The organism is Citrobacter sp. SX206 (genome assembly GCF_024181025.1).
Lineage (GTDB): Bacteria > Pseudomonadota > Gammaproteobacteria > Enterobacterales > Enterobacteriaceae > Citrobacter > Citrobacter youngae.
Genome location: NZ_CP049738.1, coordinates 2,935,832 through 2,960,485 on the forward strand (window position 1 = coordinate 2,935,832; position 24,654 = coordinate 2,960,485).

The 24,654-nt window shown below is 51.0% G+C and carries 26 protein-coding genes and 1 tRNA gene; 15 read left to right on the plus strand and 12 right to left on the minus strand.

Annotated features, from left to right (window positions below; translation table 11 throughout):
- Positions 1-62 precede the first annotated feature (62 nt).
- The 4 genes from G8S19_RS14430 to G8S19_RS14445 are packed head-to-tail and all read right to left on the minus strand — an operon-like array spanning position 63 to position 3,470.
- Positions 63-569 (minus strand): protein disulfide oxidoreductase, encoded by a 507-nt coding sequence (locus G8S19_RS14430; RefSeq protein WP_101741511.1) that lies wholly within the window; start codon positions 567-569, stop codon positions 63-65.
- The gene (locus G8S19_RS14435; protein ID WP_253685432.1) at positions 559-1,182 is read right to left on the minus strand and encodes a DsbA family protein; all 624 of its coding nucleotides are present in this window, start codon (positions 1,180-1,182) and stop codon (positions 559-561) included. The genes G8S19_RS14430 and G8S19_RS14435 overlap by 11 nt, the downstream gene beginning before the upstream one ends.
- Positions 1,179-3,059: a protein-disulfide reductase DsbD gene (locus G8S19_RS14440; protein WP_124021562.1), complete on the minus strand. Its 1,881-nt coding sequence runs from the start codon at positions 3,057-3,059 to the stop codon at positions 1,179-1,181. Before G8S19_RS14440 ends, G8S19_RS14435 begins: the two co-directional genes overlap by 4 nt.
- A 48-nt stretch (positions 3,060-3,107) precedes the next feature.
- The gene (locus G8S19_RS14445) at positions 3,108-3,470 is read right to left on the minus strand and encodes a hypothetical protein (protein ID WP_048212096.1); all 363 of its coding nucleotides are present in this window, start codon (positions 3,468-3,470) and stop codon (positions 3,108-3,110) included.
- A gap of 413 nt (positions 3,471-3,883) precedes the next feature.
- Between G8S19_RS14445 and dsbA the strand changes: the two genes are divergently transcribed.
- The gene (dsbA, locus tag G8S19_RS14450; RefSeq protein ID WP_048212097.1) at positions 3,884-4,507 is read left to right on the plus strand and encodes a thiol:disulfide interchange protein DsbA; all 624 of its coding nucleotides are present in this window, start codon (positions 3,884-3,886) and stop codon (positions 4,505-4,507) included.
- 112 nt (positions 4,508-4,619) lie between these two features.
- Here the strand turns inward: dsbA and G8S19_RS14455 are convergent, their stop codons facing one another.
- Positions 4,620-4,922, minus strand: a complete 303-nt coding sequence (locus G8S19_RS14455) for an antibiotic biosynthesis monooxygenase (protein WP_124021561.1) — start codon at positions 4,920-4,922, stop codon at positions 4,620-4,622.
- Between the two features lie 274 nt (positions 4,923-5,196).
- Here G8S19_RS14455 and cbpA point away from each other — a divergent pair, with 274 nt between their 5' ends.
- Both cbpA and cbpM read left to right on the plus strand, forming a co-directional pair.
- The gene (gene cbpA / locus G8S19_RS14460) at positions 5,197-6,117 is read left to right on the plus strand and encodes a curved DNA-binding protein (RefSeq protein ID WP_048212099.1); all 921 of its coding nucleotides are present in this window, start codon (positions 5,197-5,199) and stop codon (positions 6,115-6,117) included.
- Complete coding sequence (cbpM, locus tag G8S19_RS14465) at positions 6,117-6,410, plus strand: chaperone modulator CbpM (protein ID WP_048212100.1); 294 nt, start codon at positions 6,117-6,119, stop codon at positions 6,408-6,410. The genes cbpA and cbpM overlap by 1 nt, the downstream gene beginning before the upstream one ends.
- A gap of 532 nt (positions 6,411-6,942) precedes the next feature.
- Here cbpM and G8S19_RS14470 read toward each other — a convergent pair.
- Both G8S19_RS14470 and G8S19_RS14475 read right to left on the minus strand, forming a co-directional pair.
- Positions 6,943-7,030: transfer RNA gene (locus G8S19_RS14470), tRNA-Ser, on the minus strand.
- Between the two features lie 143 nt (positions 7,031-7,173).
- Complete coding sequence (locus G8S19_RS14475) at positions 7,174-8,802, minus strand: ABC transporter substrate-binding protein (protein WP_124021544.1); 1,629 nt, start codon at positions 8,800-8,802, stop codon at positions 7,174-7,176.
- 270 nt (positions 8,803-9,072) lie between these two features.
- Here G8S19_RS14475 and yccA point away from each other — a divergent pair, with 270 nt between their 5' ends.
- Together yccA and tusE are read left to right on the plus strand one after the other, a co-directional pair.
- Positions 9,073-9,732, plus strand: a complete 660-nt coding sequence (gene yccA / locus G8S19_RS14480; protein WP_003035917.1) for an FtsH protease modulator YccA — start codon at positions 9,073-9,075, stop codon at positions 9,730-9,732.
- An 88-nt stretch (positions 9,733-9,820) separates the two neighbouring features.
- Positions 9,821-10,150 carry a sulfurtransferase TusE gene (gene tusE / locus G8S19_RS14485; RefSeq protein WP_048212102.1) on the plus strand — a complete coding sequence of 110 codons (330 nt, stop codon included), beginning with the start codon at positions 9,821-9,823 and terminating at the stop codon, positions 10,148-10,150.
- On the opposite strand, the gene yccX is transcribed toward tusE, so the two are convergent.
- Positions 10,147-10,428: an acylphosphatase gene (gene yccX / locus G8S19_RS14490; protein ID WP_101742817.1), complete on the minus strand. Its 282-nt coding sequence runs from the start codon at positions 10,426-10,428 to the stop codon at positions 10,147-10,149. The two genes, tusE and yccX, sit on opposite strands and share 4 nt — an antisense overlap.
- 94 nt (positions 10,429-10,522) lie before the next feature.
- Here yccX and rlmI point away from each other — a divergent pair, with 94 nt between their 5' ends.
- Complete coding sequence (gene rlmI / locus G8S19_RS14495) at positions 10,523-11,713, plus strand: 23S rRNA (cytosine(1962)-C(5))-methyltransferase RlmI (protein WP_115602288.1); 1,191 nt, start codon at positions 10,523-10,525, stop codon at positions 11,711-11,713.
- A 57-nt stretch (positions 11,714-11,770) separates the two neighbouring features.
- Positions 11,771-12,088: a heat shock protein HspQ gene (gene hspQ, locus G8S19_RS14500; protein ID WP_005123508.1), complete on the plus strand. Its 318-nt coding sequence runs from the start codon at positions 11,771-11,773 to the stop codon at positions 12,086-12,088.
- 75 nt (positions 12,089-12,163) lie between these two features.
- Here hspQ and G8S19_RS14505 read toward each other — a convergent pair whose 3' ends face one another.
- Positions 12,164-12,577, minus strand: a complete 414-nt coding sequence (locus tag G8S19_RS14505; protein ID WP_006685217.1) for a CoA-binding protein — start codon at positions 12,575-12,577, stop codon at positions 12,164-12,166.
- A 172-nt stretch (positions 12,578-12,749) separates the two neighbouring features.
- On the opposite strand from G8S19_RS14505, the gene G8S19_RS14510 reads away from it, so the two are divergent.
- Both G8S19_RS14510 and mgsA read left to right on the plus strand, forming a co-directional pair.
- Positions 12,750-13,412, plus strand: coding sequence for a DUF2057 family protein (locus G8S19_RS14510; RefSeq protein ID WP_048212105.1), 663 nt, complete (start codon positions 12,750-12,752; stop codon positions 13,410-13,412).
- A 93-nt stretch (positions 13,413-13,505) separates the two neighbouring features.
- The gene (gene mgsA, locus G8S19_RS14515) at positions 13,506-13,964 is read left to right on the plus strand and encodes a methylglyoxal synthase (protein ID WP_048212106.1); all 459 of its coding nucleotides are present in this window, start codon (positions 13,506-13,508) and stop codon (positions 13,962-13,964) included.
- Between the two features lie 35 nt (positions 13,965-13,999).
- On the opposite strand, the gene helD is transcribed toward mgsA, so the two are convergent.
- Positions 14,000-16,054, minus strand: coding sequence for a DNA helicase IV (gene helD / locus G8S19_RS14520; protein WP_253685434.1), 2,055 nt, complete (start codon positions 16,052-16,054; stop codon positions 14,000-14,002).
- A gap of 125 nt (positions 16,055-16,179) precedes the next feature.
- On the opposite strand from helD, the gene G8S19_RS14525 reads away from it, so the two are divergent.
- Complete coding sequence (locus tag G8S19_RS14525; protein ID WP_005123514.1) at positions 16,180-16,626, plus strand: YccF domain-containing protein; 447 nt, start codon at positions 16,180-16,182, stop codon at positions 16,624-16,626.
- Positions 16,627-16,644: 18 nt separating this feature from the next.
- The gene (gene yccS, locus G8S19_RS14530) at positions 16,645-18,798 is read left to right on the plus strand and encodes a YccS family putative transporter (protein WP_253685436.1); all 2,154 of its coding nucleotides are present in this window, start codon (positions 16,645-16,647) and stop codon (positions 18,796-18,798) included.
- Here yccS and G8S19_RS14535 read toward each other — a convergent pair.
- Positions 18,776-19,390 (minus strand): TfoX/Sxy family DNA transformation protein, encoded by a 615-nt coding sequence (locus G8S19_RS14535; protein WP_048212109.1) that lies wholly within the window; start codon positions 19,388-19,390, stop codon positions 18,776-18,778. The genes yccS and G8S19_RS14535 overlap by 23 nt on opposite strands.
- A 216-nt stretch (positions 19,391-19,606) precedes the next feature.
- Between G8S19_RS14535 and sulA the strand changes: the two genes are divergently transcribed.
- On the plus strand, positions 19,607-20,116 hold the full coding sequence (sulA, locus tag G8S19_RS14540) for an SOS-induced cell division inhibitor SulA (protein ID WP_040231828.1): 510 nt from the start codon (positions 19,607-19,609) through the stop codon (positions 20,114-20,116).
- Between the two features lie 355 nt (positions 20,117-20,471).
- On the plus strand, positions 20,472-21,521 hold the full coding sequence (gene ompA, locus G8S19_RS14545) for a porin OmpA (protein WP_048212110.1): 1,050 nt from the start codon (positions 20,472-20,474) through the stop codon (positions 21,519-21,521).
- A gap of 98 nt (positions 21,522-21,619) precedes the next feature.
- Here ompA and matP read toward each other — a convergent pair whose 3' ends face one another.
- Entirely contained in the window at positions 21,620-22,072 is a 453-nt protein-coding gene (gene matP / locus G8S19_RS14550) for a macrodomain Ter protein MatP (RefSeq protein WP_005123520.1), read from the minus strand.
- Between the two features lie 185 nt (positions 22,073-22,257).
- Here matP and G8S19_RS14555 point away from each other — a divergent pair, with 185 nt between their 5' ends.
- Entirely contained in the window at positions 22,258-24,018 is a 1,761-nt protein-coding gene (locus tag G8S19_RS14555; RefSeq protein WP_048212112.1) for a Lon protease family protein, read from the plus strand.
- Between the two features lie 68 nt (positions 24,019-24,086).
- Positions 24,087-24,605 carry a bifunctional 3-hydroxydecanoyl-ACP dehydratase/trans-2-decenoyl-ACP isomerase gene (gene fabA, locus G8S19_RS14560; RefSeq protein ID WP_101742843.1) on the plus strand — a complete coding sequence of 173 codons (519 nt, stop codon included), beginning with the start codon at positions 24,087-24,089 and terminating at the stop codon, positions 24,603-24,605.
- Positions 24,606-24,654: the final 49 nt, after the last annotated feature.

Sequence of the window (24,654 nt, forward strand, 5' to 3'; positions counted from 1 at the left end):
AACAACATGTTTTTCTTACCTTTTTATCGTAAAAAAAATGCCGGGTTTCCCCGGCATCAGAATCAGACGTTTTTTGCCCACCAGAGGCGTAGCTTCATTCCCCAGTAACTGGTCCAGCCGCTGGTTGTCGACACCACGCGACCGTGCGACATCACGACCAGCGTTGGCGTGACGCTGATGTCCCAGCTGCGGGAGATGGTCCCGTCGGCATCGTTGATGACGGGAAAGTCTACGCCTTTACGCGCCAGCCAGCGCGTCACCTCCGCCTCATTACCAGAACGCAGCGCAATGGTTATCACGTTCTCGCCTTCTGAGTACAGTCTGGCGACTTCCGGTGTTGTGAACCGACACACGCCGCACCAGCTCGCCCAGAAATAGATCAGCACTGGCTCCTCTTTGCTGAGCGAGGCCAGCGTAACGTTTTCACCATCCAGCGTCTGCAAAGGCGTACTGTCAAACGCTACGGGAAGCTGGGGCGCTCGCCAGGCATCCATCAACAACATCGCCCCGGCGAATAACACCAGTAAGATCAGTCCTTCGCGCAGCCAGCGGCGCAGTTTACTGACCATTTGCGGCCGCCAGCTTTTCTTTGACCACCTCTTCCAGTGTTTCCCACGGTACTGCACCCGGGATCAGCTCATCGCCAATAATCGTTGCAGGCGTGCCTCGCACACCGACCAGACGTGCCAGTTGCAGGTTGGTGCTCAGCGTCTCCTCACTTTGTGCATCCAGCGTCACAGGGCTGGCAGCGGCTTTCTCCTGTGCCTGTTTAATACTCACTGCCGTGTGGTAGCCCTTCTTCTGCATCAGTTTCTCATGTAACGCCAGAAACTGCTGCGGATGCTCACGCCAGGTCGTCAGCGCAGTTCGCGCCGACAGAACCGAACTTTCCCCTTTAAACGGCAGCGGTTTAATCACCACCGCCACATCAGGATATTTCTGTACAATTTTTTCCAGCATCGGATCCAATTGCTTGCAGTATGGGCAGTTGTAATCGGTGAAGTTTATCAGGGTCAGTTTTGCCTGCTCTGCGCCAATCCGCGGGCTGTTGGGATCGTTAAACAGGGCTTCCTGAATTAATGCTTCAATTTGCTTTTCCTGTTCCGGGGTAAACGGTGCAGGTTCTTTCGCCACGCTGACGGCAGAAAACAGGGTTAGCAGCAGGACAATCATCATTTTCATGGGTTCACTCCTTTGGCATCGGCCAGTGTATTCAGCAGCGCATCGCGGGTTAACAACGTCGGCAATGCCTGACCTTGCGGCAAACCGGGACCATAAATTTGGTTGAACGGCACAGCAACCTGGCCGCGTTTTTTCAGGAATTCGGTGATCGCTTCAGAGGGCAGCGTCCAGTCACCCCGCAGAGCCACCACATCGGGTTGTTGCAGTGCAGTCTGGACATCTTCTTTTTGTAGAACATTGAATTTATTGACTTTACAGGTAATGCACCAGTCAGCCGTCACATCTACAACTACGCGCTTATGCTGAGCCAGTGCATCTTCAATGGCCTGCTCGCTCAGCGGTTGCCAGTTCACACTCTCTTTGGCTGTACTTTGGCTTGCGAACCCTAGGTGCGGGAGCAGCAATGTTGCCAGCCAAATAGCCGAGCCAAGCATCATCACGCCAAGAAGACGCCGCAAGATATTCATCCAACGCCCCGGACGCGGCAGACGCAGCGCCAGACCCGGACGCAGTGCCACCAGCAACCATGGCAAACTCATCCCCAGCCCGAGCGCGAGGAACAGCCCCCATAGCGTCGGCAGCGAGGCGGTCAACGCCACCGCCACTGCCGTCCCCAGGAACGGCGCACTGCACGGCGTGGCAAGCAACGTCGCAAACGCGCCCTGCCAGAAATGCCCTGACAAGCCGTTACCGCCGCGAGTTGCCAGTATGGTGGTCATTGCTGAAGGAAGGCGAAATTCAAACAGCCCAAACAGGCTGGCGCTGAACGTCAGCATCACCAGCATCATAAAGCCGATAAACCACGGACTCTGGAACTGGATCCCCCAACCAAGCGCCTGATTGGTCAGGCGCAGCACCGTCATCAGCAGCGCGAGAGCCATAAAAGAGACCAGGATCCCAGCCACCGATGCCAGAAACTGGCGGCGAACCTGAAGACGGCTTTTCTCCTCAACCAGTAAAATCGAGCCCAGCTTCATGCCCAGAACCGGTAAAACGCAGGGCATCAGGTTGAGAATCAAACCGCCCAATAACGCCATAAGCGTCACTTGCCACAGCGGGAGTGAAGCGTTTTCAATAACCGGGGCTTCGCCAATCGTAAGACGACTTTCCTGTGCAACGCCGTTATCAGCCAGAACCAGTGTAAGTTGTTTACCACGAAGATTCGGCGCCCCTTCCCCCCAGCTGTCATGAACCGGAACCGTTGCCCGTAGTATTTCGCCCTCTACGCGGATTTGCGGCATACCAAAATCCGCATCATCAACGGTGTCCAGGTACAGGCCTGGCGCAGACCAGCCCCCCGCACGACGAGCCTCAACCACCAGCTCTCCGGCTCGCGCCCCGGCACTAAGCGCATCGGTCAGCCCGCTAGCCAGCGGTATCTGCCCCATCGCTTGCGCATAGTCATGAGCAAAAGACGGGTCCTGGACGCTCGGCGTCACGGAAAAGGGAAAATCCGTTAACAGGCAGACATTGCTGCAGGTTGATAGGGTCAATACACCGTTAAGAGCGGCTGGCGTGGTGCCACGTACTACCATCGGGAAGGTGACATTATCGAGATATCCCTGGGTGGTGATATTGGCGACCTCAAAACGCGCGGGAGTCGGCCAGTACCAATCAACAGCAGGCATTTTATCTTTCCAGGCGATAGCAGGCGCAACGCCTCCCTCACCCGGCGATCGCCAGTAGGTTTTCCAGCCATCCTCCAGTTTAACATCGAGCAGCAGACGGGTTTCACCGTCAGCTGCTGTATCGGCACGTAACCGCACACTGGCGTGATTGTTATCGGGTGAACGCAGCCAGCCGGGTTCAGCTGCCCAGGATACGGGCAGCCATAGCAATAACAGACAGAGCAGTGCCTGCCTGAAAACAGTCATCATAGTTTTTCTCCGTGAATAATTATCTAACAGTCAGCAACGGCTGTTCTGTCATTCACGGAAGACGCAAAATCGGAGATGCACCCGGAGAGTGGGCGGCGAGATAGCGCGCGGAGGGAAAAAAGGTAGGCGAAATGCCCGCACGGGTGCCAACAGCGACAGCAGCAAACATAGCACCAGAATCGCGCCTTCAAACAATACTGGCGGTGCAGCCAGCAATGATTTTGCGCTCAGCTCACAAGGCGTAACGGGCGAAGCTTCATCGGTATCGGCCTGGGCGCTCGCGACAACAGCAGTGGTCGTGGTGTTCATCTGCAACGCGTGCAGACCCGCCATGCGCTGCGCGGTGCATACCATCACCACAACACATGCCAGGCAGAGGAACCACCATCCCATCCGTTGACGTTTCGCCATTATACCCTCACTGATTGACGCGAGTTATCTTAGTCACTGGCGAGGTTTTGGCAACCTTTACCCTGTAAAGTTATGTCGGCAGAGGCCGGTCAATTCTCATTCCGCCCCAGCGCGCTGCCCAGAAATGATAATTAATATTGTTAATTAATTTCATTATTGCAAAATAATGGCGCTAATAAAACAAAGCTAAAAATATCACGGGGTTTATTATTTACTATTCACAAAGCGTCCCTACAAGTATTTCACCACTGACCATGAAATTGAATGACAAGTATGCCAGTAGATATGCCTGCGTAAATGAAAGTAAGGGCCAGCACATTTTCGGATAAATATTGTATTATAACTTACCGCCATGAACATTATGTTCATCATCAAAACAATTGTTTGTTAAATGTTATTTAGAGTATATGGAAATGAAAAAAATCTTACTTCCTCTTCTAGGCCTGATTTTTACTGTGAGCGTTCAGGCAGCAACATTTACCGATGGCAAGGAATATATTTCACTTGAAAAGCCAGTTGCGTCAGCGCCCGCTGCGCTTAAGTTCTTTTCATTTTATTGCCCTTCATGCTACCAATACGATGAAGTTCTGGAAGTCACTGATAATGTGAAAAAAGCATTACCTACTGATGTCAAACTTACTGACTATCACGTTGATTTCTTAGGTCCGTTGGGGCCGGAGATGACGCACGCGTGGTCTGTCGCTATGCTGTTAAACGTGGAAGATAAAGTAAAACCTTTACTGTTTGATGCCGTGCAGAAAAAACAAACTGTTAAAACAGCAGATGATATTCGCAATGTATTTATCCGCGCTGGTGTCAGTGCAAATGACTATGATGCTGCATGGAATAGCTTTGCCGTAAAATCATTAACGGCGAAGCAACAGGAGTTGGCTAAAGCGGTAGACCTGAAAGGTGTACCGGCTATCTTTATCAAGGGTAAATATATGATTAACCCGAAAGGATTAAAATCAGATAACGTTAACGCTTTTGTCCAGAACTACGCTGATACCGTTCGTTTTCTTTTTTCCAGACCTTGATAAGCCGTTAATATTACTGACGCACCACCAACAGGAGCCAGAGCCTGTTCTGGCTCCTGTTGCTACAGGCAGACATTGTTGACTGTCAGCTGTCATATACGCTGGCAGAACCTTATTCAGAGGCGTAATCCTTCAAAACAGTGGCAACACGTATTCTGTAGTATGAAAAAATCAACTGTTTACCCTCCTGTTGTGCGGCCTGATGCCTGACGTTGCATTTCCACCTGCGCACTGCATCCTCATTCTCCCACCATGAAAGTGACAGCATTTTCCCGGGCGTATTAATGCTCTGAAATCGTTCGATAGAAATAAACCCAGGGATCTCTGCCAACAACAGCTTCAGCTCTGAGGCCAGTTGAAGATATCGCTCTCCAGCCTGAGGATGCACATCTGCTTCAAAAATAACGGCGATCATTCAGTATCTCTCCCTTGTTAATTTCAGCCACTCTATTACTGGATAAAATGCGATGCTTCGCTCAACAACGAACAGTCTGGTGAAAAGGGAAAATGTGAGTATGACAGGTAAATAAACAAGCAGGCTCACCGCATTAGCCGGTGACCCTTTTATGACCTGCGCCCCCCTTTTTCATGGTTGGCATTCGCGCCTATCGGGATTACCCTAAACTTAACGGTGATACCTTTTGAGAGGGATTGCCTTCTTCATGTGTTGATTTACACGAGAGAACGCTATGGAATTAAAGGATTATTACGCCATTATGGGCGTGAAGCCGACAGACGATCTCAAGACAATCAAGACCGCCTACCGTCGTCTCGCGCGAAAATACCATCCCGATGTCAGCAAAGAACCCGACGCTGAAGCTCGTTTTAAAGAAGTTGCCGAAGCCTGGGAAGTACTGAGCGATGAACAGCGCCGCGCCGAATACGACCAGCTGTGGCAGCATCGCAACGACCCGCAGTTTAATCGTCAGTTCCAGCAAGGAGAAGGTCAAAGCTACAGCGCTGAAGATTTCGACGATATCTTCTCTTCAATTTTTGGCCAGCACGCACATCAGTCACGGCAGCGCCACGCCAGTCGCGGGCATGATATTGAAATCGAGGTCGCCGTTTTCCTCGAAGAAACCCTTGCTGAGCATAGCCGCACCATCAGTTACAACCTGCCGGTATACAATGCGTTTGGCATGATCGAGCGGGAAATCCCCAAAACCCTCAACGTTAAGATCCCGGCCGGTGTCGGCAATGGGCAGCGCATTCGCCTGAAAGGTCAGGGAACCCCTGGTGAAAACGGTGGCCCGAACGGTGATTTGTGGCTGGTGATTCATATCGCGCCGCATCCGCTGTTTGATATTGTTAATCAGGATCTGGAAGTTGTCGTTCCGCTTGCCCCATGGGAAGCCGCATTGGGCGCAAAAGTGACTGTACCAACACTCAAAGAGAGTATTTTGCTGACCATCCCCGCAGGAAGCCAGGCTGGACAGCGATTACGTATCAAAGGCAAAGGTCTGGTCGGAAAAAAACAGACTGGCGACCTGTACGCGGTCATCAAAATCGTGATGCCGCCGAAACCTGACGACAACAGCGCCGCCTTGTGGCAACAGCTGGCGGATGCGCAGAAGTCCTTTGATCCGCGCAAAGAGTGGGGGAAAGCATAATGGCTAACGTGACCGTTACCTTTACCATTACCGAGTTTTGTCTGCATACCGGTGTTTCTGCAGAAGAACTGAATGAAATTGTCGGTTTAGGGGTAATCGAACCCCGTGAAGATGAGACCTTTGATGACCATGCACTGACCGTGGTGCAACGCGCACTGCGTCTGCGCCATGAACTGGCGCTTGACTGGCCAGGAATTGCCGTCGCACTGACGTTGCTCGAGGAGAACGCGCAACTGCGGCAGGAAAACCGCTTTTTGCGCCAACGCCTGTCCCGATTTATTAGCCATCCGTGAATATGTTAAGAGTGCGGCGATGAGCCGCACCTACAGGTAAGCAGGGCGTATTTTTTATAAAGAACCAAACTCATCAGATTCGATTTCTCGGCTACGGATTGTTGAGCTCGGTACCTGCCCGGCAGATATTCAGAAAAACTGTGGATGAATGACTCTATCCGCGTCAGCTTTTTAGCCAGAAATAACGTTTATGGGTAACCGTCTCACTAGTACCGACAATGTCCTTCTGCGCAACGCATCAATTTGCTGATGATCTGAACTTGCCCCCCAGGCAAACACTACTGGACTGGCCTGGGTTCAGTTAAGGCTTTTACAGGTCATGAATACATCATGGCCATGCCTTCAGCCACGCCAATATGGAAAGACTTTCAATGTGCAGTTAAATTGCAGCGTATAGCACTAAAAAGAAAAGCCTGGGATTGGGGTAGGCAAGTGTTTGAATGTTACATAAGGGGATTGGTCAAGATTGCAAGTCTATTCTAATGCTTCAAAAGCAAAAAGGGGTTACCTTTCGGTAACCCCTTTTCATGTTTGGCGGAAGCGTAGAGATTCGAACTCTAGAACCCTTTCGGGTCGCCGGTTTTCAAGACCGGTGCCTTCAACCGCTCGGCCACGCTTCCAATGAGGCGCACTATAAACATCCCGAACGAACCTGTAAAGCACCAATGTGTTCGTTTGCCTGAAAAACAGCCAAAATGTTGTTAATCGACTTAAATAACAACAAATTGACCGTTTATTCAACACAAATCCGGGCTGCTGCTGTTTACTGTTTTTTGATGTACATATCTTTGGTGTAGTAGTTTCCCCGGTTATCCGGTGCAAATCCCCCCACCCATGGCTTCACCAGATGGGTACGAACATAGTGGTAAACCGGAATCGCTGGCACATCTTCCCCTAAAAGGTCTTCAGCCTGCTGGTAATATTTGCCTCGCTCCTGGAGCGAAGTTGCTTTCGCCGCATTGTGCATCGCTTCGTCAAAGGCTGGATTACTGTATCGGGTGGTGTTTTCACTATCACCTGTGCGGAAAATATTGAGGAAACTCGACGCATCGTCGTAATCCGCTATCCATGCATAGCGTACGACGTCAAAATTGCCGGTATGCATGGTATCCAGCATCGTTTTCCATTCCTGGTTCTGCAGTTTTGCCTCAACGCCAAGATTTTTCTTCCACATTGACGAGGCGGCAATCGCGATTCGCTGATGCGTTTCGAAAGTGTTGTAGAGCAGATTTAAGTTAAGCGGATGCTCAGGACCGTAGCCCGCTTCCGCCAGCAGTTTTTTTGCCTCGGCAATGCGTTTGTCGAGTGGCCATGATGCGTAGTCCGGCGCGTGTAATTTTACCCCGCCAATTTCAGGCTGGCTGATAACCCACGCCGCACGCTGTCCCTGTCCCATCACCTTTTGTGCGATGATGTCCTTATCCAGCGCCATATTCAACGCCCGACGCACGCGTGGGTCGTTAAACGGCGCACGCGTGGTATTAAACTGATAATAATAAGTTGAAAGCTGAGGTGAGACATGGAGTTCATCACCCATCGTCTTTTTCAATTGAGCGAACTGATTGACCGGAACACTAAAAACAATATCGATTTCCCCGGCTTTGTAACGGTTAACGTCTGCAGCCTCTGAACTGATGGGCAAATACGTCACTTTATTAATGACCGTGTGCTGATTGTCCCAGTAATGCGGGTTGCGCACGGCAACAATCCGCTCGTTGACGACCCACTGCGACAACTTATACGCACCACTGCTGACAAAGTGCTCCGGACGAGTCCACTTATCGCCAAAGCGGCCAATCAGCACTTTATCCAGCGGCACCAGCGATGGATGCGCCAGCATCGCTAAAAATGCCGCAGTCGGCTGCGTCAGGGTAATTTCCAGCGTGGTGTCATTCAGCGCCTTGACTCCAAGCGTCGCGGGATCTTTTTTCCCCTGAGCAATATCAACCGCATTTGCGACATGCATATTGCCCAGATAAGAGGCATAGGGTGAGGTAGTTTGCGGTGAAACCAGGCGCTGCCAGCTCCAGACGACATCCTGTGCAGTAATAGCCGATCCATCTGACCAGGTTATGCCTGGGCGTAAATGGAAGGTCCAGACAGTGTTATCTTTATTCTCCCAGGAGGCAGCAAGACGGGGCGCAATAGTGCCATCCAGGTTTACGGCCACCAGCCCATCGAACATATCGCTGATTAAATTAAACTCAACGTTGCTTTCGACTTTATGCGGATCCAGTGAGGCTGGCTCACTGCCGTTGTTTCTGACCAGCTCCTGTTTTTCTGCAAGTAGTGTACCTGCAGGCACATTTGCCGCCCTTGCCGCGCCGTTAATAGACATCAAACAGACAGCCAACAGCGTAAACGTCAATATCTTCGATTTATGTTGAGTCATTCCCTTTACCTTATTGCTCTGTTTTATGTAAACACCGCTGTCACTGTCAGAGAGATTCGGGAATAACGCAATATTTTTCAGTTACCTGGGAGAGGTGGATCTGACATTTTTGCACTTATAGTGCTAACATCTGATTCGGGAGCTTTTGTTGAAATAATATGCTTAAGCCTGGCGGGTTAAAATGCGTAAAGATGGGTAAAACCGCTGTGTCATTCCCCTTGATTTCATTATCCTCCATCATTAATTACATCTGTCATAAGAGAGTGACTCATGGATCGTATTATTAGTTCTTCGCGCGATCGTACATCGCTACTCAGCACACATAAGGTGCTGCGTAATACCTATTTCCTGCTCAGCCTGACGCTGGCGTTTTCAGCGATCACCGCAACTGCCAGTACAGTACTGATGCTGCCATCTCCGGGTCTGATTCTGACGCTGGTTGGTATGTATGGTCTGATGTTCCTGACCTACAAAACGGCAGATAAACCAGTAGGTATTCTGTCTGCTTTCGCTTTCACCGGTTTCCTGGGTTACATCCTGGGACCGATTCTGAACACTTACCTGTCGGCAGGTATGGGTGACGTGATCGGTATGGCACTGGGTGGTACGGCGCTGGTCTTCTTCAGCTGCTCTGCGTATGTTCTGACCACGCGTAAAGACATGTCCTTCCTCGGCGGTATGCTGATGGCAGGTATCGTGGTGGTGCTGATTGGTATGGTTGCGAATATCTTCCTGCAACTGCCAGCGCTGCATCTGGCGATTAGCGCGGTGTTTATCCTGATTTCTTCAGGTGCCATCCTGTTTGAAACCAGCAACATCATCCGTGGTGGTGAAACCAACTACATCCGTGCAACCGTCAGCCTATATGTATCGCTGTACAACATCTTCGTCAGCCTGCTTAGCATTCTGGGCTTCGCCAGCCGCGATTAAAATGACCACGTACATTATCCAGCCCCGCTTATGCGGGGCTTTCTTTTTTGGTAAACTGCCGCCAGTTTGACTAACGCAGTGAAGAATTATGTTGATCTTTGAAGGTAAAGAAATCAGTACTGATAGCGAAGGCTATTTAAAAGACACAACCGAATGGAGCGAACCGCTGGCAGTTGCCATTGCTGAAAACGAAGGAATTACGCTGTCAGTTGAACACTGGGAAGTAGTGCGCTTTGTGCGCGAGTTTTATCTGGAGTTTAATACCTCCCCCGCTATTCGTATGCTGGTCAAAGCGATGGCCAATAAGTTTGGCGAAGAGAAAGGCAACAGCCGTTATCTCTACCGCCTGTTCCCGAAAGGTCCGGCCAAGCAGGCAACCAAAATTGCCGGTCTGCCAAAACCGGTCAAATGTATTTAATAGCGGATACTAAATCCCGTTAACTCTTCGCCAGGCCGATGCGGTTCGCTGAGGACTCTGTCTACCCTGGCGCTACGCGGGCCCCCGGCTTTTAACCACTTCATCAGTTGTTCCACCCGGTCGCTTTCACCGCAGGCGACAACCTCTACGCTGCCGTCATCCATATTCTTCGAGTAGCCAGTCAATCCCAGCCGTTGCGCTTCATGCTGAGTGGTATAGCGAAATCCCACCCCCTGTACCCGGCCATAGACCCAGGCAATTATGCAGACTTTCGACATTATGGTTCTCCTTATCATCGCGGTGCGCGTTGCAAATACACGTAAAACTCAGGACAATGGCGCCCATTTCTTTGAATTGACAGAATAGTAAATTATGAGTGTACGTTTAGTGTTAGCCAAAGGGCGCGAAAAATCATTACTTCGTCGCCATCCGTGGGTATTTTCCGGTGCCGTCGCACGTATGGAAGGTAAAGCCAACCTCGGTGAAACCATCGATATTGTTGACCATCAGGGTAAATGGTTAGCACGCGGCGCGTACTCACCCGCGTCGCAGATCCGTGCACGCGTCTGGACATTCGACAAGTCTGAATCCATCGATATTGATTTCTTTACCCGCCGTCTGCAACAGGCACAGAAATGGCGAGACTGGCTGGCGAACAAAGATGGTTTGGATAGCTACCGTCTGATCGCCGGCGAATCCGATGGTCTGCCGGGCGTCACCATTGACCGCTTCGGCAACTTCCTGGTATTGCAGTTGCTCAGCGCCGGTGCTGAATATCAACGCGCCGCATTGATTAGCGCCCTGCAGGTTGTCTTCCCGGAGTGCGCAATTTATGACCGTAGCGATGTTGCCGTGCGTAAAAAAGAAGGCATGGAACTGACTCAGGGCCCCGTCACGGGTGAACTGCCGCCAGCCCTACTGCCGATTGAAGAGCACGGGATGAAACTGCTGGTTGATATTCAGCACGGACATAAAACCGGTTATTACCTCGATCAGCGTGACAGCCGCCTGGCCACGCGTCGTTACGTGGAAAACAAACGTGTCCTGAACTGTTTCTCTTATACCGGCGGCTTTGCGGTTTCAGCATTAATGGGCGGATGCCGTCAGGTGGTCAGCGTCGACACCTCCCAGGAAGCGCTCGATATTGCCCGCCAGAACGTAGAGCTGAACAAGCTGGATCTGAGCAAAGCTGAGTTTGTGCGTGATGACGTGTTCAAGTTGCTGCGCGCATATCGCGATCGTGGTGAGAAATTTGATGTTATCGTGATGGACCCGCCGAAGTTTGTCGAAAACAAGAGCCAGTTGATGGGCGCCTGCCGTGGCTATAAAGACATCAATATGCTGGCAATTCAGTTGCTGAATCCGGGTGGCGTACTGCTGACATTCTCCTGCTCCGGATTGATGACCACCGATTTATTTCAGAAAATCATCGCCGATGCCGCAATAGATGCCGGGCGTGATGTACAATTTATAGAGCAGTTCCGTCAGGCCGCCGATCATCCTGTGATCGCTACCTACCCGGAAGGGCTGTATCTGAAAGGGTTTGCCTGTCGCATCATGTAACTTGAAAAGTGGAATATTACCCTTACATAGAGGGTATCTATTTCCCGGGAGGTGACTATGATTGCCAGCAAATTCGGTATCGGCCAGCAGGTCCGCCATTCCCTGTTAGGTTACCTCGGAGTGGTCGTGGATATCGACCCGGAATATTCGCTTGATGACCCGTCACCTGATGAGTTGGCGGTTAACGACGAACTTCGCGCCGCTCCCTGGTATCACGTGGTGATGGAAGACGATAATGGCCTGCCAGTACATACGTATCTGGCTGAAGCACAGTTGAGTAGCGAGCTACAGGAAGAACATCCAGAGCAACCATCGATGGATGAACTGGCACGGACAATCCGTAAACAGCTCCAGGCTCCACGCCTGCGCAACTGACAACATTTTATCCGGCCTACGACAAACACAGTTGTAGGCCGGATATACAATGCGCCATCCGGCAACAGTACAACCTTACTTCGCCAGTCCCAGTCTGGGGATTTCAATCGCCGGGCAACGATCCATCACTACCGCCAGGCCCGCATCGCGCGCCAGCACGGCAGCCTGCTCATTAATCACGCCAAGCTGCATCCACAAAGTCTTCGCACCAATAGCAATAGCCTCCTGTGCGACTCCCCATGCTGCTTCTGAGTTTCTAAAGACATCCACCATATCCACTTTCTCTGGTACGTCTGCCAGTGTCGCATAGCCCTGCTGCCCCAGCAGCGTTTTCCCGGCAACTTTAGGAGACACGGGGATAACGTGATAACCCTGATCGAGTAAATACTTCATCACCCGATAGCTCGGGCGATCGGGTTTATCGCTTGCTCCTACCAGCGCAATCGTACGGGTAGATGTCAAAATGCCAGCAATATCGGTCTCTTTCATCGTCTTCCTCCAGGCTGTTTTGCAAAGTGTACGACAAAGCTGACGTCGCAACCATTCATCCCATACTGGCGCATGAGAGCTAAACTAGAAAATATGTCTATATGTTAGTAAACATGATTGTCGAAAAATTTAGATACATCTTATACAGAAATCTTCTGGACAGGAGAACCTTATGAAAACCGGCATTGTGACAGCCCTGATTGCTCTGTTTTTGCCGGTAACCGTTTGTGCGACCTCTTTGCGCCTGTCTAATGATATTGACCTGCTGGTGCTGGACGGAAAAAAGGTGTCCAGCTCTTTACTGCGCGGTGCCGACAGTATTGAGCTGGAGAATGGTCGGCATCAGCTTGTCTTTCGCGTTGAGAAAACGATTCGTCTCTCCAGCCATGAAGAACGTCTGTATATTTCTCCTCCGCTGGTCATCAGTTTTGATACTCAGTTGGTTAGTCAGGTCAATTTTCATCTCCCCCGTCTGAACAACGAACGTGACGCAACGCATTTCGATGAAGCTCCCCGAGTGGAACTATTAGATGGCGATTCCATGCCCATTCCAGTCAAGCTGGATATTTTGTCGATTACCTCATCGGCAAAAATCGTGGATTATGAACTCGAGACTGAACGCTATAACAAATCGTCTAAGCATGCTTCACTCCCACAATTTGCCACTATGATGGCAGATGACAGCGCATTGCTCTCAGGGGTCTCTGAACTGGATCGGGTGCCGCCGCAGTCACAAACACTCACCGAACAGCGTTTGAAATATTGGTTTGGCCAGGCCGATGCGCAAACACGAAGTAATTTTCTGCAATGGGCAGAGAAACAGCCACCCTCATGACGTTTATGTTCACCTACGCATTTTTTTTGTCTTTCTCTTGCAGCGTCAAACGCTTCCAGTACTCTGTAATAAGGTTAACTTGGGAGCTGTACTATGGAACTGACGACTCGCACTTTACCGGCGCGTAAGCATATTGCGCTGGTTGCACATGATCACTGTAAACAGATGCTGATGAGCTGGGTGGAACGCCACCAGCCATTGTTAGAAAAGCATGTCCTCTATGCGACAGGCACGACAGGAAATCTCATTCAACGCGCGACCGGCATGGATGTCAACGCCATGCTTAGCGGTCCAATGGGCGGCGATCAGCAGGTCGGCGCACTGATCTCTGAAGGGAAAATTGATGTGCTGATCTTCTTCTGGGATCCACTCAACGCCGTGCCTCATGATCCGGATGTTAAAGCCCTTCTGCGCCTGGCCACAGTTTGGAATATTCCGGTTGCCACCAACGTATCTACCGCCGATTTTATTATCCAGTCGCCAAACTTCAACGATGCAACGGACATCCTGATCCCGGATTACGCCCGTTATCTGGCAGAGCGCCTCAAATAATCGCCAGACAGGCGGCCGCCGTCGCCGCCTGTTCTTCAGGGTTTTCTCGCTACCGGGACATCCAGTTGTTTTAGTTCATCAACAAAACAGGATGGCGCGTCTTTATTAAACAGCAACCACACCCGATGCCGGGCACGGGTAAGTGCCACGTAGAGCAACCTTCTCTCTTCTGCATCCGGAAAATCCTCGACCATTGGCAGTAATGCTTCTTCCATAATCGACTCACGGGCCGGGGCCGGAAAACCATCGTTGCCATCATGAAGCCCAACGACAATGACATAATCCGCCTGCTGTCCTTTACTGGCATGAATAGTCATAAAGTCCAGTTGTAGTTTGGGCCAGCGGGTCGCTGCTTTCTCAAGACTGGCAGGTTTGAGGTGGTGATATCGCGCCAGCACCAGTATGCGTTCTTCTGCTTTCGCAAAGCCGGATAGCTTATCCAACAGCGCATCCAGCTGACTTTCATCGAGCAGAGTGACGGCTTTCCTGTCGCCTGCTGTCAGGCTATTGAGCGGTTTTTTAAGCTGATGCGGGTTTTGCTGGATAAACCGATTGGCTATTTCGCCAATACGACTATTAAAACGGTATGTCGTATCCAGATCGCAGCGATCGCCCTCACCAAAGTGTTGCCGGAAGGCGGTAGTTAACGAAAGTTGTGCACCACTGAAACGGTAAATGGCCTGCCAGTCATCCCCTACGGCAAATAGCATGGTCTGTGAGTTTTGCTTGCGCAATGCGGCTAACAGGGCGGCGCGCTGTGGGGAGATATCCTGAAATTCATCAACCAGGATATGCTTCCAGGGGCTGATAAAGCGTCCCTTCTCCAGAATGACAATCGCCTGATGGATCAATCCAGAAAAATCGACGGCATTCTCTTCTTTCAGAGCACTCTTCCAGGCCTTGAGTAACGGCGCCATCAGCTTTATACGTTTGCTGAACAGGTCGCGGACCGCCTCCGGCGCATTGGCGATCATCTCCGCCTGTGCTCCACCATGCATACGCATCAGGCTAACCCAGCGATCCAGACGTGAGGCCAGACGACGTTGTAATTTTTCATCGTCCCAAAAATTGCCTTCTGGCACGGACCACTGCATCTCTTCTTCCAGCCACTGTCGCCAGCCTTTAGCCTGGGCTTTTTTCTCGCTGCACTGCTGACGCCATGTGGCGATAAACAGCTTATTTCTGGCGGCAGTATCATTTTCGAGTTTGCTGACTGTCGGAACTTTTTTGCTACCCTGTTGAATAATATGCAACGCCAGTGAATGAAACGTCCGCGCGGTGACGTCTTGCGTATTCAGTCGTTCGCGAATGCGCTCATCCATTTCCTGAGCGGCTTTGCGACCAAACGCCAGCAGCAAGATTTGTTCAGCGGCCGCTTCTCCCCGCGCCAGCAACCAGCCCGCACGCGCAACCAGAACCGATGTTTTGCCACTTCCTGCCCCCGCAAGCACCAATAGCGACTGCTCGCCATTCACCACCGCACGAGCCTGGGCTGGATTCAGCGGTGAAGACTCAATCTTCTGGAAAAACTCGGTATGCTCCGCCAGCATCGCATCGGTGTATGCCTGATTGTGCTGTAAGCGACAGGCTTCAATGTCCTTCAACCATGCCTGGCATTGGTGCAACGCCTCACGGCAATTATCAAATTCTTCCAGTCGGTTGATCGGGAGCGGGAGCGCGGCAAAGGCACGGCGGATCTGCTGCTGCAGCCCTGACGTTTGTTCGCGCGTCAGCCATTTGTTATCACTGGTACGCGCCGCAATCGCATCCAGCTGTTGCTGTAAAACTCCCGCAGCGACGTCGCTCATCTCCTGGCTCCACTGCTGCCAGAGGATGTTCAGATGATGGTGGAAACGTTGGGTTTCCGCCCATTCAGTGCCGTGAAGGCGTACAACTTTATCATCAGAAAGCACAAATTCCAGCTCACCCCATACCAGGCCCCTTTTACAATGGATAGCCAGTAACTGATTGAATGGAATAAGATACTCATGACGGTCGCCAGAGACTTTAATGCCGGCATTGAGAATAACGGCCCGATCGTAAGGGTGTTGCGCCAGACGTTTTCCCAGAGAAGTTGCTTTCAGTTCCATAAGACTTACGCGGATCCACACGAAGAGGTTTGCTTATCAGTGTAACCGCCAGAGAAAACGTGCTCCAGCCCAAAAAAACGTTACAATTGCCAAACTCACAGAAAACCAGAGTTAACCGAGGGTTTATGCGTACTGTTCTGAATATTTTAAATTTTGTGCTTGGGGGATTCGCCACCACCTTAGCCTGGTTACTGGCGACGTTAGTCAGTATCGTGCTTATCTTCACACTACCCTTGACCCGCTCCTGCTGGGAAATCACACGCTTGTCGCTGTTCCCCTACGGTAATGAGGCGATTCACGTTGATGAACTCAACCCGGCGGGTAAAAACGTGCTTCTGAATACCGGCGGTACGCTGCTCAACATTTTCTGGCTGATTTTCTTCGGCTGGTGGCTGTGCCTGATGCATATTGTTTCCGGTATTGCCCAGTGCATTACGATTATTGGTATTCCGGTTGGTATTGCGAACTTTAAAATCGCCGCAATTGCACTCTGGCCCGTTGGTCGTCGCGTGGTTTCAGTCGAAGTTGCCCGTGCCGCACGCGAAGCCAACGCGCGTCGTCGCTTTGAATAATCGGAACTGATGGCCTTTATGTTAAGTCCACTGCTTAAACGCTATACCTGGAACAGCACCTGGCTGTACTACGTGCGGATTTTTATCGCGCTCTGCGGCACTACGGCGCTGCCGTGGTGGCTGGGTGACGTCAAACTGACCATCCCGCTCACGCTGGGCATGGTTGCTGCCGCGCTGACCGATCTGGACGATCGGCTCGCGGGTCGTCTGCGTAATTTGATCATTACGCTGATCTGCTTTTTCATTGCCTCGGCTTCCGTCGAATTGCTCTTCCCTTGGCCGTGGCTTTTCGCAATTGGATTAACGCTTTCCACCAGCGGCTTTATTTTGCTGGGGGGCTTAGGTCAGCGTTATGCGACCATCGCCTTTGGTGCATTACTGATCGCCATTTACACCATGCTGGGAACATCACTGTACGACCAGTGGTATCAGCAACCGATCCTGCTGCTTGCAGGCGCCATCTGGTATAACCTTCTGACGCTCATCGGTCACCTTCTGTTCCCGATTCGTCCACTGCAGGACAATCTGGCACGCAGCTACGAACAGTTGGCACACTACCTGGAGCTGAAATCCCGCCTTTTTGATCCCGACATTGAAGATGAAAGTCAGGCCCCCTTGTATGAGTTAGCGCTGGCCAATGGGCAACTGATGGCGACGCTGAACCAAACAAAAGTATCATTACTGACCCGTCTGCGCGGTGACCGCGGACAGCGAGGAACCCGCCGCACACTGCATTACTATTTTGTCGCGCAGGATATTCACGAACGCGCAAGTTCCTCACATATTCAGTACCAGACGCTACGCGACCATTTCCGTCACAGCGATGTGATGTTTCGTTTCCAACGACTAATGTCGATGCAGGGACAAGCCTGTACGCAACTGTCTCGCTGCATTTTGCTACGCACCCCTTACCAGCACGATCCACACTTTGAGCGAGTCTTTACACATATAGATGCTGCCCTTGAGCGCATGCGTGCAAGCGGTGCCCCTGCAGATCTGCTCAATACGCTGGGATTCTTACTATCGAACCTGCGGGCTATTGATGCGCAACTGGCCACCATTGAGTCTGAACAGGCTCAGGTACTCTCGCGCAATGAGTCAGAAAATCAGCTTGCCGATGACAGTCCGCACGGATTCAGTGATATCTGGCTGCGTCTGAGTCGCAATTTTACGCCAGAGTCGGCGCTGTTTCGCCACGCGGTTCGCATGTCTCTGGTGCTCTGCGTCGGGTACGCCATTATCCAGATAACGGGCATGAACCATGGCTACTGGATCCTGCTGACCAGCCTGTTTGTCTGCCAGCCCAACTACAACGCCACACGACATCGTCTGGCGTTAAGGATTATCGGCACATTAGTCGGGATAGCGATTGGACTGCCCATCCTGTGGTTCGTCCCATCGCTGGAAGGGCAATTAATACTGCTGGTGATCACCGGCGTGCTCTTTTTTGCTTTCCGCAATGTTCAGTACGCACATGCCACAATGTTTATCACGCTGCTGGTATTGCTGTGCTTTAACCTGCTTGGTGAAGGGTTTGAAGTCGCACTGCCGCGCGTCATCGATACGGTGATTGGTTGTGCCATCGCATGGGCAGCCGTCAGTTTCATCTGGCCAGACTGGCGCTTTCGCAACCTGCCACGGGTGATTGAACGGGCGACCGATGCAAACTGTCGTTACCTTGATGCCATTCTCGAACAGTATCATCAGGGGCGAGACAATCGTCTGGCATACCGTATTGCGCGCCGCGATGCGCATAATCGTGATGCGGAGCTGGCATCCGTGGTGTCGAATATGTCGAGTGAACCGGATGTCACTGCCCAAACGCGCGAAACGGCATTCCGCTTGCTGTGCCTCAACCATACCTTTACCAGTTATATCTCGGCACTGGGCGCACACCGTGAACAGTTAACCAACCCGGACGTTCTGGCATTACTGGACGATGCCGTTTGCTATGTTGATGATGCACTTCATCATCAACCCGCTGACGAGCAGCGCGTATACCAGGCGCTTGAAGGACTGAAGCAACGGATTCAGCATCTTGAACCACGCCCGGACAGTAAAGAACCACTGGTCGTACAGCAAGTTGGCCTATTGATAGCGCTACTACCAGAAATCAGACGATTACAGCAGCAAATTGCCGCATTGCCGTCTAGTACACCGGTTCAGGCGTAAGAGAACTCACCCACTCCACAAGCTCCTGGCGACGAATCGCCGGGAGCGCCGCCTCATGAATTCCCCCAATTGCGCCTTCAAGGGCATAGAGTATTTTCACCGTCAGGGCGGGATTAACCTGTCGCAGTTTCAACCAGCACATTTTTGCCCCCAACATGCGTAATGTGCTTTCATCTTTTATACCTGCTTCATTCAGCAGGGTTTCCAGATGGAATGTCATGTTCGGCAGTCCACGCAGGCGATGCTGTGCAAAACGACTTTGCTTTTCTTTTAACGCCGCATCCAGTGAATACCGTGATAGCGACACCAGTTGTTGCTGGTTTTGCCACAGCGTATCGTTCACCTGATAATAATTGAGCACCACCGGACGTCCACGTTTTATAAATGTCAGCCAGACAGGGGAATGTTTTACACAGTACTGCGCACTCTGTTCACAGGCCCGAAGATATAACTCGCCACTGGCGACCATGGCGAATACCGTGTCCTCAACCGTCAGGCTATAACCCCCAAACAGCGATCGGTAACGAATAGTCCCCAATGACGCCAGATATTCTTGTGATTTATAGATCCTTGCATAAGAAAGTTTTTTCATAAAAATCCTTTTAAATCATAACGTAATAAAATGATTTGCAGTAGCGGATCCGTTAATGACGAAAATAGGCAACTTATTCGCAAGGGGCAAGATGAATTTTGTTTTTCCCGTAACAACAACCAAAAACTGCGAACCTGTTTCAGAAAATAAGGTTGATCTTTGGTGATAGCAGGGTTACTGTATATCCATACAGTAACTCACAGGGCTGGATTGATTATGTACACTTCAGGCTATGCAAATCGTTCTTCGTCGTTCTCTTCCACAGCAAGCAAAATTGCGCGCGTGTCGTCAGAGCACACTACCGCTGGGCTTATCAGTGAAGTGGTCTATCGCGAGGACCAGCCCATGATGACGCAGCTCCTGCTGCTTCCCCTGCTTCAGCAATTAGGTCAGCAGTCGCGCTGGCAGCTGTGGCTGACGCCTCAGCAAAAATTAAGCCGGGAGTGGGTGCAGTCGGCCGGGCTTCCATTGACGAAAGTCATGCAAATTAGCCAACTCTCTCCCTGTAATACGCTGGAATCTATGGTTCGTGCGCTACGCACGGGTAACTACAGCGTCGTAATTGGCTGGCTGACGGAAGAATTAACCGAAGATGAACATGCCGAGCTGGTAAAAGCAGCAGATGAAGGCAATGCGATGGGATTTATCATGCGTCCTGTACGCGCTCAGACACTTGCGGGGAGACAGCATTCCGGGCTAAAAATTCACTCGAATTTGTATCATTAAGTAAAATTAGGATTTATCCTGGAATTTTTTTTCACCCTCAAATTCGGCTTTGAGCTTTAACACCTTTTTTGTGAGAACGCCTGTGTGAAGCGGTTTCCGCGATAGTAGCTGTACAATTAATCATCTACAAATGTTAAATATTGTGTATACAAGCCTTTTTTTTTCATATGCCTGACGGACTTCACACTTGTAAGTTTTCAACTACGTTGTAGACTTTACATCGCCAGGGGTGCTCGGCGTAAGCCGCAGATATCGGTAGAGTAACTATTGAACTGGTCCCCGGGTGAAGGATTTAACCGTGTTATCTCTCTGGAGATATTCATGGCGAATTTTGGATGATAACGAGGCGCATAAAATGAAAAAGACAGCTATCGCAATTGCAGTGGCACTGGCTGGTTTCGCTACCGTGGCGCAGGCCGCTCCGAAAGATAACACCTGGTATACTGGTGCTAAACTGGGTTGGTCCCAGTTCCATGACATCGGCAACAATCAGATCAACAACAACGGACCGACCCACGAAAGCCAACTGGGTGCTGGTGCGTTCGGTGGTTACCAGGTTAACCCGTACGTTGGTTTTGAAATGGGTTACGACTGGTTAGGTCGTATGCCGTACAAAGGCAACACTGAAAATGGCGCATTCAAAGCTCAGGGCGTTCAGCTGACCGCTAAACTGGGTTACCCAATCACTGACGATCTGGACGTTTATACCCGTCTGGGTGGTATGGTTTGGCGTGCAGATGCTAAAAACAACGACGGCTTCAAAGACCACGACACTGGTGTATCCCCAGTATTCGCTGGCGGCGTAGAGTATGCAATTACTCCTGAAATCGCTACCCGTCTGGAATACCAGTGGACCAACAACATCGGTGACGCGAACACCGTTGGTGGTCGTCCAGACAACGGTCTGTTGAGCGTTGGTGTTTCTTACCGTTTCGGCCAGCAGGAAGAAGCAGCTCCGGTAGTTGCTCCGGCTCCGGCTCCGGCTCCAGAAGTACAGACCAAACACTTCACTCTGAAGTCTGACGTTCTGTTCAACTTCAACAAAGCGACTCTGAAACCAGAAGGCCAGCAGGCTCTGGATCAGATGTACAGCCAGCTGAGCAACCTGGATCCGAAAGACGGTTCCGTCGTTGTTCTGGGCTTCACTGACCGCATCGGTTCTGACGCTTACAACCAGGGTCTGTCTGAGAAACGTGCTCAGTCTGTTGTTGATTACCTGATCTCTAAAGGTATTCCTTCTGACAAAATCTCCGCACGTGGTATGGGCGAATCCAACCCGGTTACCGGCAACACCTGTGACAACGTGAAAGCTCGCGCTGCGCTGATCGACTGCCTGGCTCCGGATCGTCGTGTTGAGATCGAAGTTAAAGGCATCAAAGACGTTGTAACTCAGCCTCAGGCTTAAGTTATCGTCTTATAAAAAAACCCCGCCTGGCGGGGTTTTTTTTCACCTACATATCATGCAAAAGCACAGACACGCTCCATATTGACGTTACCCGTACCCTACTCTTTACCCAGTAACGCCTGTAGATCCTGTTTCAATGTCGACATCTTGTTCGCATACTTTTCTTTATGTTCCGCATCTTCAATCAACTGCACAATCGTTTCTGAGAGAGTTTTACCACGTCGCTGCGCAAGCCCGGCTAAACGCTGCCAGACCATAAACTCCAGATCGATCGATTTCTTACGCGTATGCTGATGTTCTGCATTAAAGTGCCGCTTACGCCTCGCCCGGATCGTTTGCTTCATACGATTGAGCAGTGCTGGGTTCATGTATTCTTCAATCCAGGCGTTGACCCGAACCGGTTCATTTTCGAGGGTTAGCAACAAATCAACGGCTTCTTTGGCAGCGCTGGCTTCCACATAGCGGGTAATCAACTCCCCCTCGCGATGCTTCTTCACCAGGTACTTCCATTTCCATCCGCTTTCAAGATTTTCAAGTTGTTGATATTTCATTGCGATCTCAATGTTACCGTGTAACTCTTATCAGAATATCAGCTTTTTCGGCATCTGAAGAAAAGAATATCCAGCCTGTGAACTGTCGCTCGTCATCACATTCGTTTAGCGGCGCTTTCCACGTGTGCAGTGCTGATGGTTACGGTATAATCTCGTTTTTTACAACAGACTAAAAAACATCAACTTTGACCATTACGAAACTTGCATGGCGTGATCTGGTTCCTGATACCGATAGCTATCAGGAAATATTTGCACAGCCGCACGTCACTGACGACACCGACACCTTACTCAGTGATACTCAGCCACGTTTACAATTCGCGCTAGAGCAACTTCTTCAGCACTGGGCTACGTCCTCGTTTATGCTGGTGAAAGCGCCCGAAGAGCTGGAGTATCTCAATCTTATTGCAACGGCTGCACGTACCTTGCATGCGGATGCCGATAAGTTAACCGGGGGGCATTACGATGTATCCGGCCACACTATTCGTTACCGCGCAGCAGAGAAAGCAGACGACAACTTTGCGACGTTAACTCAGGTGGTTAATGCTGACTGGGTTGAGGCCGAACAACTGTTTGGCTGTCTGCGCCAGTTCAATGGCGAAATTACGCTGCAACCGGGACTGGTCCATCAGGCCAACGGCGGTGTGCTGGTTATCTCATTGCGCACACTTCTGGCTCAGCCGTTGTTGTGGATGCGCCTGAAAGCCATTGTCAGCCACGAACGTTTTGACTGGGTGGCCTTTGATGAGTCTCGCCCCCTGCCAGTCTCCGTCCCTTCTATGCCGCTTAAACTGAAAGTGGTGTTGGTCGGCGAACGTGAATCGCTGGCAGACTTCCAGGAAATGGAACCAGAACTGGCAGAACAGGCTATCTACAGCGAATTTGAAGATAACTTGCAGATAGTGGATGCCGAAACCATGACACAGTGGTGTCAGTGGGTAACGCATACTGCCCGCCGCAACAATCTGCCCTATCCCGCTGCCGATGCCTGGCAGGTTCTCATCCGCGAAGCCGTTCGCTATACCGGCGAACAGGATACGCTGCCGCTTAATCCGCTATGGATCACCCGCCAGCTCAAAGAAGTGGCCCCTCTTTGCGACAGTGATACCTGCACTGCGGAGCAATTGAGCCTGATGCTTGCTCAGCGTGAATGGCGAGAAGGATTCCTCTCTGAACGGATGCAGGATGAGATCCTGCAAGAGCAGATCCTCATTGAAACGGAAGGCGAGCGTATTGGACAAATAAACGCCCTGTCGGTGATCGAATTTCCAGGTCATCCCCGCGCATTTGGTGAACCTTCACGTATCAGTTGCGTCGTGCATATTGGCGATGGCGAATTTACCGATATTGAACGTAAAGCCGAGCTGGGCGGAAATATTCATGCCAAGGGTATGATGATTATGCAGGCGTTCCTGATGTCGGAACTCCAGCTTGAACAGCAAATACCGTTCTCTGCCTCTCTGACATTTGAGCAATCATACAGTGAAGTAGACGGTGACAGCGCCTCTATGGCAGAACTGTGTGCGCTAATAAGCGCCCTCGCTGACGTTCCCGTCAATCAAAGCATCGCGATAACCGGTTCTGTCGATCAGTTTGGTCGTGCTCAACCTGTCGGCGGTCTGAATGAGAAAATTGAAGGCTTCTTTGCCATCTGCCAGCAGCGTGAATTAACGGGGACTCAGGGTGTGATTATCCCCGCAGCCAACGTCAGACATCTGAGCCTGCCACCCGCACTGTTGCAGGCTGTTGAAGAAGAAAAATTCACTATCTGGGCAGTAGACGACGTGACCGATGCGCTGCCACTGCTATTAAATTTGGTGTGGGATGGAGAAGGTCAGACGACGCTGATGCAAACTATCCAGGAGCGTATTGCTGCGGCAACGCAACAGGAAGGCCGTCACCGTTTTCCATGGCCGCTACGTTGGCTGAATTGGATTATTCCGAACTGATCGGACTTGTTCAGCGTACACGTGTTAGCTATTCTGCGTGCTTCAATAAAATAAGGCTTACAGAGAACATGGTAGATAAACGCGAATCCTATACAAAAGAAGACCTTCTTGCCTCTGGTCGCGGTGAGCTGTTTGGTGCTAAAGGCCCACAACTGCCTGCACCAAGCATGCTGATGATGGATCGTGTCATCAAGATGACCGAAACCGGCGGCAACTTTGACAAAGGTTATGTGGAAGCTGAACTGGACATCAGCCCGGACCTGTGGTTCTTCGGATGCCATTTTATCGGCGATCCGGTAATGCCAGGTTGCCTGGGTCTGGATGCCATGTGGCAGTTGGTTGGATTCTATCTCGGCTGGTTGGGCGGCGAAGGTAAAGGCCGTGCACTGGGCGTGGGCGAAGTGAAATTCACAGGTCAGGTTCTGCCGACCGCGAAGAAAGTCACTTACCGCATTCACTTCAAACGCATCGTTAACCGCCGCCTGATCATGGGTCTGGCTGATGGTGAAGTGCTGGTTGATGGTCGCCTGATCTACACCGCAAATGATCTGAAAGTGGGTCTGTTCCAGGACACCTCGGCGTTCTAATCGCAGACATCTGTAGGTCTGGCAGTGCGACATGGCCGAATGGCAGCGC